Raw genomic sequence first — 15,020 nt, 5'->3', positions numbered from 1 at the left:
AAAATTTGATCCGGATCGCCCGGCGGGGGAGTCAGCCGGTTTTGGTGGCGCTGATGACGCAGTAGCGCAGAATCGACCGACGATGGGCCCATTCGAGAAACCGGCCGGTCACCGTATATTTGACCAGTCCGGACCACCCCAATATCTTCCTGCTGCCGGTGACGGCATTCTGCTGCCGCAATCTTCGGATCGAGCGCGCGAAGCCGGGCATGACATGCTCACTGATATCGACGATTTGCGACTCGCCAAAACCGCTTTCTGCCAACTGGCACAGATAGCGGTCCCGGGGCACGATATTGGCTTCCGCGATATGCGAGCGCTTCAGCATCCAGCGCAACAGCCAGTAGACCAGGGAACCGCTGCCATGCGGCTCGGCAAGCATGAAGTCGGTCAACGCAAGCCGGCCCGCCGGTGCGAGATTTTGCCGCGCCAGTCTGAAAAAGTCGACCCGGCTGGTGAAATGATAGGCGCAGTCCAGCGCCAGCACATGGCTGGGTTGGTTGCTGCCCAGCGCGGTAGTCCAGACTTTCGGGTCATTGACATCCCCCTGCACGATGGCAGTCGCGGCAGCCGGGAAACCGGATTCTGCCAGCCTGGCTTTGGCATGGTCAGTCTGGATCCGTGACAGATTGGCGCCATGAAGCTGCGCCACGCGAAAATGCTCGAGCCAGAGATGCAACTGGTCACCACAGCCAAAGCCGGCGTCAAAAACGACCGCCTGGTCATCCAGTCCGGCCTGTTCCCCAAGCAGAAGCGCGAGCGCGCGGCAGGCATCCGAATAGTCTGTCTCGCTTTTCCAATATCCGAGATTACCCCAGGATTCTCCGTCGCGGTTGAGCGCCAGTTCTGCCAGATCGTGAAATTCGGCCATCGCTCAGGCCGCAGTGGCGGCGCTGGCTTTCCAGGGGATGGCAGCGCCCAGTTGTTCGGCCACAGCAACCGAAGAATCGACCGCCGCTTCGAGCAGCGGAATTTTTTCGGCCATATAGGAGCCGCAGAGCCAAAGCCTGTTGCCGGCCTGATCCTGGCTTTCGCGCAGAGCGTTTACCGCCTTGCGGCTGTCCCGGGTCACTGTCGGGCGGGTGAAATCTACTCTCGCCAGTTCGCGGTTGGGGGCAATTCTGCGCATCGGGTTCCAAGTCTGGAATATGGTTTCCTGACCGGCCAGGCGGGCAATGGCCTTGGTCAGGTCGACCGACACTTCGGCACGGCTGCTGCCCTGCGGGATATGATAGCTGACCGGGGAGAGGCCTTGCGCCGGTGCCGGCAGAATGGTCTGATCGGTGTGCACGCTCATGCTCGAAGCTTCAAACGGAATGCGGTCGAGCAGGGCCCGGCGTTCATCAAACCCGGATATCATGGCGGCGGCCTGTTGCGCCTGGGCCGCGATGACAACATGGTCAAAGCGCTCGTCCGCGCCGTCTTTTGTCACCACCCGAAGCTGCTGGCCATGCGGTTCGATCAGGGCGACCGGACAATCTGTTCTCAGGTTTGCTTCGACCAGCATGCGCGGAACAATATCGTCCACTCCCTTTGCGGCGCTCATGATCCCGATTTCGCGGACTCCGCAAGTCAGATATTCGAGCATGATATCGGCGGGATAGGCGCGCACTGCCTGATAATCGCAGGTACAGGTTACCGACATCATCGGCAGGAGGACGGTCTCGACAAAGTCGCGGCCCGCCCCGGATTGTTGCAAATATTCGCCGAACGACAGGTCTGCCAGATTTAACTGACCCATATCCCGCTTCGCGCGGGTGAAAAAACGCCGGCTCTGCAAGCCGATCGCCCAGGCCTTCGGGCTTAGCCAGCTCCGGCCCTTCGGATGAGAGAAATGCGCCGGCCCCCAATGGACATTGCCATAATGCAGCATGACACGGTCCGTCTCATCGGAGAATATTCCGCTATGGTCGCTGGTCACTATCTCGACGCCGATATGATCATAAAGCGCCAACAGATTTTCATAATAGCCGCGGCAGAATATGCGCAGCGGGATATCGATTTTCCGGGTGATGCCGTTGCTGACATAATCGACACTATGCGCGCCCATCCCGGCGCGCTTCTGGCTTTCGAAAACCGTGACCCGAAATTTTTCCTTCAGCAGATAGGCCGCAGACAGACCGGCGATACCCGTGCCAATGACGGCGAGGCTGGGCTTGTGCCGGTGGTTTGCGTCCGGGTCCATCAAGCGTAATAGGCCACGCTTTGCATCGCGGTTGCTATCAATTCGCGGCGGCTGTTCCAGATGCTCATATATTGGCTGCTCGCACCGTGATCGGCATGGTGGGTATGGGAATCGATCAGCCACCAGCCGTCCTGGGTTGTCAGCTCTTCGGCAATGATATTGATCTGCCAGTTCATCGAACTGACCATCGCGTTCTGATCAAGCAGTCCCATGACCGAAGGCGGCAAGCTGTCGCACATGCAGATTATTTCTGCCATCGGGTCGAGGGCGGTACGCTTTTTCAGCCGCATCCAGCGGGTCAGACGGTTGGTTTTGCTGCTGGTGTCGATCCGCTTGCCGACATATTCCATGTTCGAAGTGAAAAATTGCGGTGGGCCGCTGTGCAGGTCCGCTTCACCGGGTAATGGGGGAAAGTCGGGCTGGCCAATGTCTGATGTCTTTATTTCAGTGGCCCGGGGCGCTGCAAAAATGAAATTGCAATGCAGTCCGAGGCCCTTGTCACCAAATATCTCCGACTGCACAAATGCCGTGCTTTTGCCGCGGCGCAGCATGGCGGTTTCCGCCGTCAAAGTGCCGAATAGCGGGCCGGTGAAGGCAATTTGCGCCGAACGCAGGGGCGGCAGATCCTCTTCGATATGGCTGGCGGCATGATAGGCAAGCGCGCCGGACAAGCCACCGAAAGCGGTGCGGCCCTGAGTCCAGCTCTGCGGCAGGACGACAGGATGATCGGGGCCACCGGGCCCGCATTGATCGAGCAGTTCGGAAAGGGCGACGGGCTGAGTATGTTTATCGGTCATCCGTTCGGCTTATCGGGCTAGTCGACTGAAATCTACTGGTAAGTTTGCGGCCGACATTTACAAAAGCAAGGATTTGCTCTATAGCTTTGTTGAATTTTCAATCTCTTAGTGAAAGATATTGTGATGAGCTATACCAACACCCTGACTCGCGCTGATCTTGCAGATACAATGAACCGGCAGGTTGGCCTTTCGCGTGCCGATAGCGCTGTCATGGTGGAATCGATTCTGGACCATATGATCGAGGCGCTGGTCAATGGGGAAAATGTCAAGATTTCGGGATTCGGAACCTTCGTATTGCGGGACAAGGGCGAACGCACCGGCCGCAATCCCAAGACCGGGATTGAAGTGCCTATTGCACCGCGCCGGGTATTAACCTTCCGCGCCAGCCAAACGATGCGTGACAGGATTATCGCCGCAGGTTAATGGACCCGGCGAACCGGGAGAGTAGAGTATGACCAAGGAACAAGGGGCTTTCCGGACCATCGGAGAGCTGTCTAAAGAGCTTAGCATCAAACCTCATATTTTGCGCTATTGGGAAGACCAGTTCGCAATGCTGACCCCGCTAAAACGCGCCGGTGCGCGGCGCCATTATCGCCCCGAAGACGTCGAGATCGTCAAGACGATCAACCGCCTGCTCAACGAAGAAGGCTATACAATCAAGGGGGCCCGCAAGTTTCTGGCCTCGCGGCGCAAGCGTCCGGATATGGCCGAGGATGCACCGCAATCCGTCGCTGATGCGCTGCCATTGGCGGAGCATAAGCCTGAGGATAATGGTCGGATCATGGCGGAACTCAAATCGATCCGCGATCAGCTGTCGCACGCATTGAACGAGGCATAGTCTCTCCGCGACGTCGGACAATCATGGCTAGTCGTAATTCGGTCCCAGTGCCGGATCGAGATCGCGCGGCCGGGTGAAGCGGTCGAGCGTGCCGCATTTCTCGGTAATGTCAGCCCAGTTGTCGATAGCGAGCGTCATTTCCGCCAGCGTCGCCGTCGGATATTTGGTTTCAACCTCGTCGCGGGCTGGCGAACTTCCATCATCGGGAACGAGATCGAAAATCAGGTCTTCCAGACCCGGATTATGGCCAACCATCAGAACATGACCTGCATCCGCATTGGCACCGCGCAAGACGTCAAGCAGGGTCGCTGAAGAGGCGAGATAGATTTTCCGGTCCCAGGTCGGTTCCATCGCCAGTCCGCTTGCTTCCTCGACATTTTCCAATGTCTCGATTACCCGCACGGCAGGAGAGGCAAGGATTTGATCGAAGGTCAATCCATTGCGCTGGATGAAGCGGCCCATAACCGCTGCCGCGCGTTTGCCCTTTTCGTTGAGGGGGCGATCAAAATCGCGATCGACCGGATCATCCCAGCTGGATTTGGCGTGGCGCAGGAGCGTGAGTTTTTTCATTGCGGATTGTCATGCATCAAACTTGTTTCAGTTGGAAGACCGGATTGTGGCATTTCGGATTTTGCCTTGCGGATTTCCGCCAGCGCCTGATCGAGCGGCATGCGTTCGACCGGGGTCCCTTCGGGGAAGGCAGAAAGCAGCCGCGAGGGGAAGGCGGACGAAAGTATCACAAAATGACCATGGTCATCGGCGCGGCGGATGATCCGGCCAAAGGCCTGCGCCAGCCGCGCGCGAATGATGCGGTCGTCATAGGCGGTACCGCCGCCGGCCAGCCGCCGGGCGCGGTGAAGGATATTGGGGCGTGGCCAGGGGACCGACTCCATCACCACAAGCCGCAGGCTCTGGCCGGGAACATCGACACCATCGCGCAGCGCATCGGTGCCGAGCAGGCTGGCTTTCGGGTCATCACGGAAAATATCGACCAAGGTGCCGGTATCGATCGGATCGACATGCTGGGCATAGATGGGCAGTCCGCTTTGCGCCATCCGGTCGGCGATGCGGGCGTAGACGGTGCGCAAGCGTCTGATCGCGGTAAACAGGCCGAGCGTTCCACCGCCGGATGCTTCGATCAGTTGCGCATAGGCACCGGCAAGCCCCGCCATATCGCCGCGTTTCACGTCGGTGACGATGATGACTTTCGCCTGATTGGGATAGTCAAACGGACTGGCGACTTCGAATTCCTGGGGAGCATGCGCAAGATGCACCGCTCCACTGCGGGCTCTGGCAGTCTCCCAGCCGCCACCGCCTTTCAGCGTCGCAGAAGTGATCATCACCCCATGGGCAGGCTTGGTTACAACTTCGGTGACCGGGATGGTCGGATCGAGCCAGTGACGGCAGATGCCGATATCATATTCGCGGCCCTCGAACCGGTCGATCATCAGCCAGTCGACGAAGTCGGGATCTGCTGGCCCGCCGATGCGCGATAGCAGCGACAACCAGCCGGTCAGAGTATCGCAGCGCCAGCCAAGGCTCGACAGGGCACCTTCCATCCGCGCCCGGGCCGGAGCGTCCATCCAGTCGGGGCCTTCCTCGATCAGATGTTCGATCCGCTGCCCGAGGCGGACCAGAGGCCGGAGCAGTGCGTCCATCGCCTCTGCCGCGGTGGCGACGGCATCGATCATCGGACCCTCGACATCGGTCAACTCGGTTTCCAGCCCATAGCCGGCGTCGGCGCTCTGGCTTTCGTCGCGCGCGAAGACCATGGCGCGGACCTCGTGGAGCAGGGCCTCGATCGGACCAAAGGGCTCGCCTTCACCGATCCGCTGGAGCCAGCCGTCTCCCGGCAGTGCCTCGGCAGCATGGCGGGCGCTTTCAATCGCCCGGCCGCCTTCTTCATCATAGGATGCGAGATCGGCGAGCCGCGCCGCGAGTCCGCGACGGCGACCCCGGTTTTTTGATTCCGGTCCGATCACCCAGCGCCGTATTTCGATTGCTTCCTGTCCGGAAAGTCGGGCGGCAAACATCGAATCGGCGGCGTCGAACAGATGATGGCCTTCGTCGAAAATCAGTCTCGTCGGACGGTTCTGCTGTTCGCGTCCCCGCGCCGCGTTGACCATGACCAGCGCATGATTGGCGATGACAATGTCGGCCTGCTGACTGGCCCGGGCGGCTTTCTCGATGAAGCATTTGCGATAATGCGGGCAACCGGCATAGACGCATTCGCCGCGGCGGTCGGTCAGCGCCGTCGCGCCATTGCGGCGGAACAGAGTGGTCAGCCACCCGGGCAGGTCGCCGCCAACCATGTCGCCATCCTTGCTATAGGCGGCCCAGCGCGCAACCAGATGGGCAAGGATTGCCGCCCGTCCGGTAAATCCGCCCTGCAGCGCATCTTCCAGATTGAGCAGGCAGAGATAATTTTCCCGCCCCTTGCGGACGACGACTTTCTTGCGAAAGGTCGCTTCGTCCGGATAGATGCGCCGGGTTTCCCGGTCGAGTTGCCTTTGTAGCGCCTTGGTAAAGGTTGAAATCCACACCGCACCGCCGGCCTGACGCGACCATAGAGAAGCAGGCGCGAGATAGCCGAGCGTCTTGCCGATGCCGGTACCCGCTTCGGCCAGCAACATATTGGGCGCACCCTTGATCTTTCGCGGATTGAAAATCTGGGTCACCGCTGCAGCATAGTTTTTCTGGCCCTGACGTTCTTCCGAGCCTTCGCCGGTCAGGACGTCCAGTGTGGCGAGTGTTTCGTCCTTGTTCACGGTGATTGATCTGGGAGCGGGGCGCGGCACCTCCTCCTCCCATTCATCCAGTTTTGAAAACAGCCAGCGTTCGGCCTGGACCGGCTTTTCCAGTTTCTGTCCCACTTCCTGCGCCCAGGGCCAGCGCAGTCGGTACAGCGCCTGCGCGCTGCTCCACGCGCCTTCCCGCTCTTTCCAGTAGGGCGCTGACAATCCATCCAATAGCAAGCTTGCGGCTTGCCGATAAAGAGCCGCAATATCGGCTTCCTGATCGGGCGGGCTCAGGCCGAGCGTCTTGGCGAGGCCAGATGGTGTCGGAACCACAAATTGGGCCGGATGGATGAAAGCGAACAGCTCCAGCAGATCGAGGCCGGACAGATCCGGATAGCCCAGCCTTTGTCCCAGAAGCGGAGCGTTGAGCAGGATATGCGGCGTTTCGGCCACACGGCCAATCGCCTCGCCCTTGCCGATCGCACGGGTTTCGCCATCGCTGCTGCAGATCCAGATGCCGCTATGACTGGCATGAAGCGCGGGATAGGGGAGCGGCTTGGTCATTTAGCCAGCGATTACCGGTACGCCGGCGAACCATGGATGGAGGAACATCAGAATGGCATATAATATGGCAGTGATCACCAGACTCAACAGCTCGCGACCGGCGGTTGCGACCTTGGCGGGTTTCACCCACGCGCCTTCGTTGCGCGACACGGTGATGATCGAGATCAGCGCCCACAGACCGAGCCCGCCGAAGAGTACCAGCGACTTGTTGTCGCCATTGGCGAGCAGATGACCGATCGCCCAGATCAATACACCGGTCAGCATCGGATGGCGGAGCCACTGCCGTATCCGCGAGGCCCCTTGCGCCGCGCCGAGCAGCAGGATCGCGACGAACATCAGTGCCATATTGGCATGGCGACCCCATGCGGGCGGATCATAGACAAATTCTGCCGGAGTCGTGCGCCAGCCGAAGATCATCAGGGCCAGCGAAACCAGCAACAACAGCGCGACCAGGCCCTTGTGCGGGCCTTCGCCGACAGCGCCCTGGATCGCGGCGCGCAGTGCCGGGGTGACCGACTTCATCAAATGTACCAGGCTCCACAGCAGAACCCCCGTGATCAGCATTGCCATGTTCAATCTCCCGCTTTTGTTGCGTTCTACCTTGCCATATAGGCTAAGGCTACTATTTGCGCAGCATTGACTGAGAAGGACAAATTGTGACCGATTATCGTGAAGCAGCTGAAAATTCCAAAGCGTGGCCGTTCGAGGAAGCCCGCAAGCTGCTCAAACGCTATCGCGGCGAGCGCGGCGCGCCGGCGTCAAAGCCCGGTGGCGAACCGATGCTGTTCGAAACCGGCTATGGTCCTTCGGGCCTGCCGCATATCGGCACCTTCAACGAGGTCTTGCGGACGACTATGGTGCGCCATGCCTATGAAACGCTGACCGGCAATCCGACCCGGTTGATCGCGTTCAGCGACGACATGGACGGCTTTCGCAAGGTGCCGACCAATGTCCCCAATCAGGAGATGCTGGCCGAACATCTGCACAAGCCGCTGACCCAGGTTCCCGACCCGTTCGAAAAGTTCGAGAGCTTTGCCGCGCATAACAATGCGATGCTGCGGGATTTTCTCGACCAGTTCGGCTTCGACTATGAATTTATCTCTTCGACCGAGCAATATCAGAGCGGCGCCTTTGACGAGACGCTGAAGCTCGTCCTCGCCCGCAACCAGCAGATACTGGACATCATGCTGCCGACCCTGGGCAAGGAGCGGCAGGCGACCTATTCGCCGATATTGCCGATCAGCCCCAAGACCGGCCATGTCTTGCAGGTGCCTGTCGAGATCGTTGATGCCGAAGCCGGAATCGTCCGGTTCGAGGATGACGGCGAGATGATCGAACATAATGCTCTGACCGGCGGCGCCAAGCTGCAGTGGAAAGTCGACTGGGCGATGCGCTGGACCGCGCTCGGCGTCGACTATGAAATGTACGGCAAGGACCTGACAGACAGTGGCGTGCAGTCGGGCAAGATCGCCAAGGTTCTGGGCGCGCGCAAGCCGGAAGGGCTGATCTACGAGATGTTTCTCGACGAGAAGGGCGAGAAAATTTCCAAGTCCAAGGGCAATGGCCTCAGTCTCGAGGAATGGCTGCGCTATGGTTCCGAGAACAGCCTCGCTTTCTATATTTTCCGCGAACCCAAATCGGCCAAGCAGCTGCACATGGGCGTAATTCCCAAAGCGGTCGACGAATATTTCCAGTCCCGTGCCCTCTGGCATGAGCAGACACCGGAAAAGCGACTCGGCAATGCGGTGCACCATGTCCATAATGGCGATGTGCCAAAAGATACGATTCCGGTCACCTTTGGCTTGCTGCTTAACCTCGTCGGTGTGATGGGCGATGCCGATCGCGAGCAGATCTGGGGCTATTTGCGGCAATATGCGCCGGACGCCACGCCGGAACGCTACCCCGATCTCGACGAACTTATCGGCAATGCCATGGCCTATCACAAGGACTTCATTGCCCCGACGCTGCACCGGCGGAAACCGGAAGGCGTCGAAGTGGCGGCGCTGGAGCGGCTGGACAGTGAACTGGGCGCACTGGCCGAGGATGCTGCGGCAGAGGACATCCAGAATATCATCTATGCCATCGGCAAGGAAGGCGGTTTCGACAACCTACGCGACTGGTTCAAGGCGCTGTACGAGACGTTGCTCGGCTCGTCGCAGGGACCGCGTATGGGCAGCTTCATTGCCCTCTACGGTGTGTCCAATAGCCGCAAACTGATCGCCGAAGCGCTTGCTTTGTAATGATCGATATTTTCACCACCGGCGGCACGATCGACAAGGTCTATTTCGACGCCCTGTCCGAATATCAGATCGGTGCGACGGCGCTGCCCGATATGTTGCAGGAGAATAATGTCTTTGTCGCGCACCGGGTGACACAGCTGATGCGCAAGGACAGTCTGGAACTGACCGATGCGGACCGGGTGGCGATCCACGAGGCGGTCGCGGCAAGCGATGCCGACAAGATACTCGTGACCCATGGCACCGACACGATGGTCGACACGGCGCGGGTGCTTTCCGACATCAGCGGCAAGGCGATCGTGCTGACCGGCGCGATGCAGCCGGCGTCGCTGCGGATCAGCGATGCCCAGTTCAACGTCGGCTTTGCTCTCGCCGCGACCCAGACCCTGCCGCATGGCGTCTATATTGCGATGAATGGCGAAGTCTTCGATCCGGCGAAAACGCACAAGGATCGTGCGGCGCACCGGTTTCTCAGCGACTAGGATCGGGTCAGATACAGGACCGCGGCAACGGGAGGTTGGAATGGCAAGGCGGACGGTTGAACAACTGAGCGAGCAATTGCTCGACAAGCCACTGGCGGCGCTTTCCCCCGAAGAGCGGGGCGTTCTCGAAGCGATTGTCTCCCGGCAGATCGTTGCCGACGATGCCGGCATATTGGCGGACGAGCAGACCAGTTTCGGCGAACGGCTTTCCGACCGGGTCGCTGCCATTGGCGGTTCATGGGGCTTCATCATTGCCTTTGCGCTTGTCCTCTTCGGCTGGATGGTTTTGAACTCGGAAGTCCTGGCCCGGTTCGATGCCGCCTTTGATCCCTATCCCTTCATTTTCCTCAATCTGATATTGTCGACGCTGGCCGCGATCCAGGCGCCGATTATCATGATGAGTCAGAACCGGGCAGCGAACAAGGACCGGATAGCGGCGGCGCACGATTATGAAGTCAATCTGCGGGCGGAAATCGATATCATTCGCCTGCACGAGAAAATGGACCTGCTGATGCTCGAGAAGGTCACCGGCATCGAAGCCGATCTGGTCGAGATCAAGGCAGCGGTAAAACGCGCCGGCTGATTTTCCTGCCGCTAGACCTGGGCCGCAACCGGCCGGGTCACCGTCCGCAAGACCTCGCCATAGCTGTTGGCGATTGTCATCCGCGGGCCATAGCCCTTGGCGATCAGCAGATCATGTGCCTCGGGCAGATTATAGCAGGGCACGCCCATGAACAGATGATGCTCGCTGTGAAAATTGACCCAGTAGGGCGCCAGCGTCATCCGCATCAGCATATTGGCTTTTGTGGTGCGCGCGTGGCTGAACGGGTCATCGCCGCCGGTGGTGGTGCAGGCATGTTCGGCGATATTGCGGATCCGCAGGATCAGCTGGAAGGTGGTTGCCAGCGCGACCAGCCAGATCAGGAAGGGAATGATGCCGAGCGTCGCTAGGCTGACCAGCAGCACCACCAGCTGGATGAGCAGGAAGCGACCCACCGTGCGTGTCGTCCGTTTGGCGCCGTCGAGATCGACCACCGGAGCGGCCACGCCCGCCGCGCCGTTGCGGTTCATCGGGGTTCCCGCCGATGTGTCGCGCTTGGCCGCTGGGGTGGTGTCACTCGTGCCCGACAGCATAGCCTTCAGGCCCTTCCACGCGACTGCGAACTGGTTGCCGCGCTGCTTGAAAAATGTCTGTCCGGTCAGGTCGCGGATGACCTTGCGCTTCATGCTGGCGGGCGTGGTCGGGAAAGCCGCGGACAAGCCGAGATCGGGATCTTCACTCTGCTGGGTGAAGCGGTGATGGGTCAGATGATAGGCGCGATAGCTGTGCAGGTCGCTGCCGGTCGCTGCGCCGGTCAGCCACTGGCCGACGAAATTGTTGGTCTTGCGCTTCGGGTGGAGCAGGCCGTGCGCGCCTTCGTGCATCAGGATCGACAGGCCCAGTTGCCGTCCGCCAACCAGCACCAGCGCCAGCGGCGTCGCGACCAGCCCGGCCAGCCAGTGCCATTGCCAGAGCAGCGCCGTGCAACCGGTGACCAGCGCCACCATCAGCCAGGCGTGGAGCGATAGCCACAGGCCGTGCCAGCGCGAAACACTGGTCAGCGCCTTCCACTGTTCACGGGTGAATATGTCATTGGGTCTGGCGGCTTTTACGGCGGGCATGATGCGATCCTTTTCTCCCTTCAATATAGCTGTTTTCTGCGGATTTTACAAATGTTGGCGATGCCGTAGCGTTATCCCGAAGTGCGGACAATTATTCCCGCACTAGGCCAGCGCTTCTGCCAGCCGGACCATGAAATCCGCGCCGCGCGCAAATTGCTCGAGCGCCAGATATTCATTCGGCTGGTGCGCCTGTTCGATCGATCCGGGGCCGCAGATCACGGTGGCAAAGCCCGCCTGCTGGAACTGTCCGGCCTCGGCGGCATAAGAGACCACCCCCGACGGGCCATTGTCGCCGGTCAGACGGCGGACAAAGGCTTCGGCTTCCGCGGAGCCGGCCGGTGTCATCGGCGGCGCGTTGGACAGGCGGGTGACGGTGACGCCTGCTTCGGGAAAGGCGCCGCGCATTTCACCGTCGAGAGCCGCTATTTTGGTCTTGAACGGGGCCAATATGACCTCGGGATCGACTCCCGGCGGGCAGCGCAGATCAAAGACAAAATGGGCCCGGCGCGCGAGAATATTGGCGGCGGTGCCGCCTTCCATCCTGCCGATGGTCAGCGTCGCGTGCGGCGGGATGAAAGGAGAGGCCGGGTCGGCATTCTCCCACAGATTGCGGGCCAGTTCCGCGAGATCATGCATCAGCTCCACAGCGACCATATTGGCGGACAGACCGAGATGGGTCAGGCTGCTATGGGCTTCATGACCCAATATCTCGACTTCGTGGACCGTGATCCCCTTGTGCCCGGTGATGACCTTCATCATCGTAGGCTCGCCGATAATCGCCAGCGCCGGTTTCGGCAGTTTCGCCGCCATATCGTCGATCATCGCCGGCGCGCCGAGACAGCCGATTTCCTCGTCATAGCTGAAGGCCAGATGCACCGGCTTCGCGCCATTTTTGAACAGGGGCACGGCGGCCAGCGCCAGCGCGATAAACCCCTTCATGTCGCAGGTCCCGCGGCCGTGCAGCAGCCCGTCACGCTCGGTCACCGTCCACGGATCGCTTTGCCAGTCCTGCCCGTCGACTGGCACGACATCGCTATGGCCCGACAAGATGATCCCGCCCTCGACCGCAGGGCCAACGCTCGCATAGAGATTGGCCTTGGAGGCATCGTCATTGACGACCCGGGTTGATGTGACGCCGTGCTGGCCCAGATAATCCTCGACCCATGCAATCAGTTGCAAATTGCTGTTCCGCGACGTGGTGTCGAAGGCGATCAACCTGGCAAGAATATCGCGGGCGGTGGGGACAAGGGCGTTGGTCATGGGGCTCCGAACTTTACAAACTTTACAGTGTTAAAGGAAAAAAGGCGGACTGGCCTCAAATTGGCGTAAATTGGCGGTTTTTTGGATGAGGATTTCGGATTTGCCATGGGGCACGACTATCATATTATGCGCGATGTAGGACAGGAAAATTTATCAAGCCCCTGCCTTTCAAGGGAGGGGGCGGGGGTGGGATTTGGCGAGGCTTATTCGCTACGCTCGCAATGACAGGGTGAGGGGCCTTCTCCCGTGAGGGAGAAGGTTGTGCAGACTTGCGAACTTGTTCGCTAGTCGGAGCTGGATGAGGGTGTACAATCTCGCACGCAGAATGCCCTCATCCAACGCCGCCTAATCGCTAAAGCGATAAGGCTTTGTATCCTTCTCCCTCACGGGAGAAGGTGCAGCAAAAAATCTACGCCTGCGACTTGATCCAGTCGCGGATCTTGCTTTCCAGTACGGTCATCGGCAGCGCGCCGGTGTTGAGTACCTGATCGTGGAATTCGCGCGGGTCGAACTTGTCGCCGAGCGTATCCTGGGCTTCTTTCTTCAGACGCTGGATGGTCAGCGCGCCGATCTTGTAGGCCAAAGCCTGCGAGGGGATAGCGATATAGCGTTCGACTTCGGCGGTGGCATCGGTTTCGCCCATGCTGCTGTTGTCGAGCATATATTTGATCGCCTGTTCGCGGGTCCAGCCCTTGCTGTGCAGGCCGGTGTCGACGACCAGACGCATTGCGCGGAGCATTTCGTCGTCGAGATGGCCGAAGCGCTGATAGGGATCGTTATAGAGGTCCATCGGGAAGCCCAGCTTCTCTGCATAGAGCGCCCAGCCTTCGACAAAGGCGGTGTTGCCACCAAAGCGCATGAAGTTCGGCAGGTCGGTATTTTCCTGAGCGAGGGAAATCTGGAAGTGATGGCCTGGCGCGCCTTCGTGCAGATAGAGGGTGGTGATGCCCGAGGTATTGCGCGACGGCAGGTCATAGGCGTTGAAATAGAAGACGCCGGCACGCGAGCCGTCGGGCGTGCCGCTCTGATAGGAACCGCCAGCCTGGAATTTCTCGATCGATTCTTCATAGGGACGAATTTCCAGCGGCGATTTCGGCAGCACCTTGAACTGCTCGCCAATTTTCGCGTCGACCGTCTTGCCCATGTCATAATAGGCCTGGGTCAGCGCTTCGCGGGATTCGGGGTGGAATTGTTCGTCGGTGCGCAGAAATTCGAAAAATTCGGACAAGGTGCCGTCAAAGCCAACCTCGGCCTTGATCGCTTCCATTTCGGTCTTGATCCGGGTGACTTCGCTGAGGCCGAGATTGTGGATATAGTCGGCCTTGAGCGGCAGGGTGGTCGTATTTTCGATCATATTCTCGTAGAGAAGCGCGCCGCCCTTCATGCCCGACAGGCCGACTTCGTCGCGCGCTACGGCGAGATATTCGTCTTTCAGGAAATCATGCATCCGCTGATAGCCGGCAAAAATATCGGTGGTCGCCGCAGCATATTCCTTGGTCAGGCGCTTTTTGTCGGCGTCGCTGAAATCCTCGGGGAAATTCTTGGTTGGGGCCATGAACGGGCTGTTTTCCAGACCGAGGCCGATCTGGGTGGCGAGCTGTTCGATGACATTGGTGATCGTCAGCTTGGTCTCGACGACGCCGCTTTCCATGCCTTCGCGGAAACGGCCGATCGAACGGTCACCGATGGTGATGAACTGCTTGTGGCGCTTCAGATTATCTTCGTAATTTTTCACCGTCTTGAACGGCGCGCCGCCCTTGCCGGAAGCAAAATTGGGATAGAATGTGTGAAAGCCGCTGAAATGATTGACCGGACGGACGACGGTGAGGGCCATGATTTCGTCGGAATAGCCCTTGAGCGCCTGCTCCTTGTCGCGCTTGAAAACGTCATAAGCGATTTTGTCGGTGGCGCTCAGCTTGCTGCGATCGAGCTTCAACAGCGCCGCCAGTTCTGCGGTCTCGGCGGCTTTTTCCTTGGCGAAATATTCATCCGAAATATAGTCGCCGAGCTGATCGGCATAGCGTTCGTCACCGCGGAACAGCGCGCCGATCGGATTGCGCTTGAGATTTTCCTCATCGCTCTTGGCGAACAGGGCCTTCATCTTCTGGCCCTCGGTCATCTTCGCTTCTTCGTGATGTTCCATCGCTGCTGCGCTGGTCACGGCCAGCGGCTGGGCGATCGCGATGCTGCCGGTGGCGAGCAGGCTGGTGCCGAGAAGAAGGGCGAGCGATTTCTTGATCATTTTCTATTCCTATCC

14 protein-coding genes are annotated in these 15,020 nt (G+C 59.5%); 5 read left to right on the top strand and 9 right to left on the bottom strand.

Annotated elements, in window-relative coordinates:
* Nucleotides 1-31: 31 nt before the first annotated feature.
* Genes AZE99_RS14805 through AZE99_RS14795 form a run of 3 tightly spaced genes read right to left on the bottom strand, consistent with a single transcriptional unit; the run spans nucleotide 32 to nucleotide 2,982 of the window.
* Nucleotides 32-871, bottom strand: coding sequence for an SAM-dependent methyltransferase (locus AZE99_RS14805; protein ID WP_067202724.1), 840 nt, complete (start codon nucleotides 869-871; stop codon nucleotides 32-34).
* A 3-nt stretch (nucleotides 872-874) separates the two neighbouring features.
* The gene (locus AZE99_RS14800) at nucleotides 875-2,185 is read right to left on the bottom strand and encodes an FAD-dependent oxidoreductase (RefSeq protein ID WP_067202721.1); all 1,311 of its coding nucleotides are present in this window, start codon (nucleotides 2,183-2,185) and stop codon (nucleotides 875-877) included.
* Complete coding sequence (locus AZE99_RS14795; RefSeq protein ID WP_067202719.1) at nucleotides 2,185-2,982, bottom strand: thioesterase family protein; 798 nt, start codon at nucleotides 2,980-2,982, stop codon at nucleotides 2,185-2,187. The genes AZE99_RS14800 and AZE99_RS14795 overlap by 1 nt, the downstream gene beginning before the upstream one ends.
* A gap of 123 nt (nucleotides 2,983-3,105) precedes the next feature.
* On the opposite strand from AZE99_RS14795, the gene AZE99_RS14790 reads away from it, so the two are divergent.
* Complete coding sequence (locus tag AZE99_RS14790) at nucleotides 3,106-3,405, top strand: integration host factor subunit alpha (RefSeq protein WP_067202716.1); 300 nt, start codon at nucleotides 3,106-3,108, stop codon at nucleotides 3,403-3,405.
* Nucleotides 3,406-3,433: 28 nt separating this feature from the next.
* Nucleotides 3,434-3,820 carry a MerR family transcriptional regulator gene (locus tag AZE99_RS14785; RefSeq protein ID WP_067202713.1) on the top strand — a complete coding sequence of 129 codons (387 nt, stop codon included), beginning with the start codon at nucleotides 3,434-3,436 and terminating at the stop codon, nucleotides 3,818-3,820.
* A 27-nt stretch (nucleotides 3,821-3,847) separates the two neighbouring features.
* Here the strand turns inward: AZE99_RS14785 and AZE99_RS14780 are convergent, their stop codons facing one another.
* From AZE99_RS14780 to AZE99_RS14770, 3 genes are read right to left on the bottom strand one after another with little or no spacing between them, the layout of a single operon-like run.
* Nucleotides 3,848-4,390 carry a SixA phosphatase family protein gene (locus AZE99_RS14780; protein ID WP_067202711.1) on the bottom strand — a complete coding sequence of 181 codons (543 nt, stop codon included), beginning with the start codon at nucleotides 4,388-4,390 and terminating at the stop codon, nucleotides 3,848-3,850.
* Nucleotides 4,387-7,122: an ATP-dependent DNA helicase gene (locus AZE99_RS14775; RefSeq protein WP_067202708.1), complete on the bottom strand. Its 2,736-nt coding sequence runs from the start codon at nucleotides 7,120-7,122 to the stop codon at nucleotides 4,387-4,389. Before AZE99_RS14775 ends, AZE99_RS14780 begins: the two co-directional genes overlap by 4 nt.
* Nucleotides 7,123-7,692 carry an NnrU family protein gene (locus AZE99_RS14770; RefSeq protein WP_067202705.1) on the bottom strand — a complete coding sequence of 190 codons (570 nt, stop codon included), beginning with the start codon at nucleotides 7,690-7,692 and terminating at the stop codon, nucleotides 7,123-7,125.
* 86 nt (nucleotides 7,693-7,778) lie between these two features.
* Between AZE99_RS14770 and AZE99_RS14765 the strand changes: the two genes are divergently transcribed.
* The 3 genes from AZE99_RS14765 to AZE99_RS14755 are packed head-to-tail and all read left to right on the top strand — an operon-like array spanning nucleotide 7,779 to nucleotide 10,424.
* Nucleotides 7,779-9,362 carry a lysine--tRNA ligase gene (locus tag AZE99_RS14765; protein WP_082788406.1) on the top strand — a complete coding sequence of 528 codons (1,584 nt, stop codon included), beginning with the start codon at nucleotides 7,779-7,781 and terminating at the stop codon, nucleotides 9,360-9,362.
* Nucleotides 9,362-9,841: an asparaginase domain-containing protein gene (locus tag AZE99_RS14760; RefSeq protein WP_067202700.1), complete on the top strand. Its 480-nt coding sequence runs from the start codon at nucleotides 9,362-9,364 to the stop codon at nucleotides 9,839-9,841. Before AZE99_RS14765 ends, AZE99_RS14760 begins: the two co-directional genes overlap by 1 nt.
* Before the next feature lie 40 nt (nucleotides 9,842-9,881).
* Nucleotides 9,882-10,424 carry a DUF1003 domain-containing protein gene (locus AZE99_RS14755; protein ID WP_067202697.1) on the top strand — a complete coding sequence of 181 codons (543 nt, stop codon included), beginning with the start codon at nucleotides 9,882-9,884 and terminating at the stop codon, nucleotides 10,422-10,424.
* Nucleotides 10,425-10,435: 11 nt separating this feature from the next.
* Here AZE99_RS14755 and AZE99_RS14750 read toward each other — a convergent pair whose 3' ends face one another.
* The 3 genes from AZE99_RS14750 to AZE99_RS14740 form a co-directional block, all read right to left on the bottom strand.
* Nucleotides 10,436-11,503 (bottom strand): fatty acid desaturase family protein, encoded by a 1,068-nt coding sequence (locus AZE99_RS14750; RefSeq protein ID WP_067202695.1) that lies wholly within the window; start codon nucleotides 11,501-11,503, stop codon nucleotides 10,436-10,438.
* A gap of 102 nt (nucleotides 11,504-11,605) precedes the next feature.
* Nucleotides 11,606-12,763, bottom strand: a complete 1,158-nt coding sequence (gene argE / locus AZE99_RS14745; protein ID WP_067202692.1) for an acetylornithine deacetylase — start codon at nucleotides 12,761-12,763, stop codon at nucleotides 11,606-11,608.
* A gap of 409 nt (nucleotides 12,764-13,172) precedes the next feature.
* On the bottom strand, nucleotides 13,173-15,005 hold the full coding sequence (locus AZE99_RS14740; protein WP_067202689.1) for a DUF885 domain-containing protein: 1,833 nt from the start codon (nucleotides 15,003-15,005) through the stop codon (nucleotides 13,173-13,175).
* Nucleotides 15,006-15,020 lie beyond the last annotated feature (15 nt).

This window comes from Sphingorhabdus sp. M41, from assembly GCF_001586275.1.
Taxonomy (GTDB): Bacteria; Pseudomonadota; Alphaproteobacteria; order Sphingomonadales; family Sphingomonadaceae; genus Parasphingorhabdus.
Note: the sequence above shows the minus strand (reverse complement) of the source record. Positions and strands in the feature narration are given on the sequence as shown.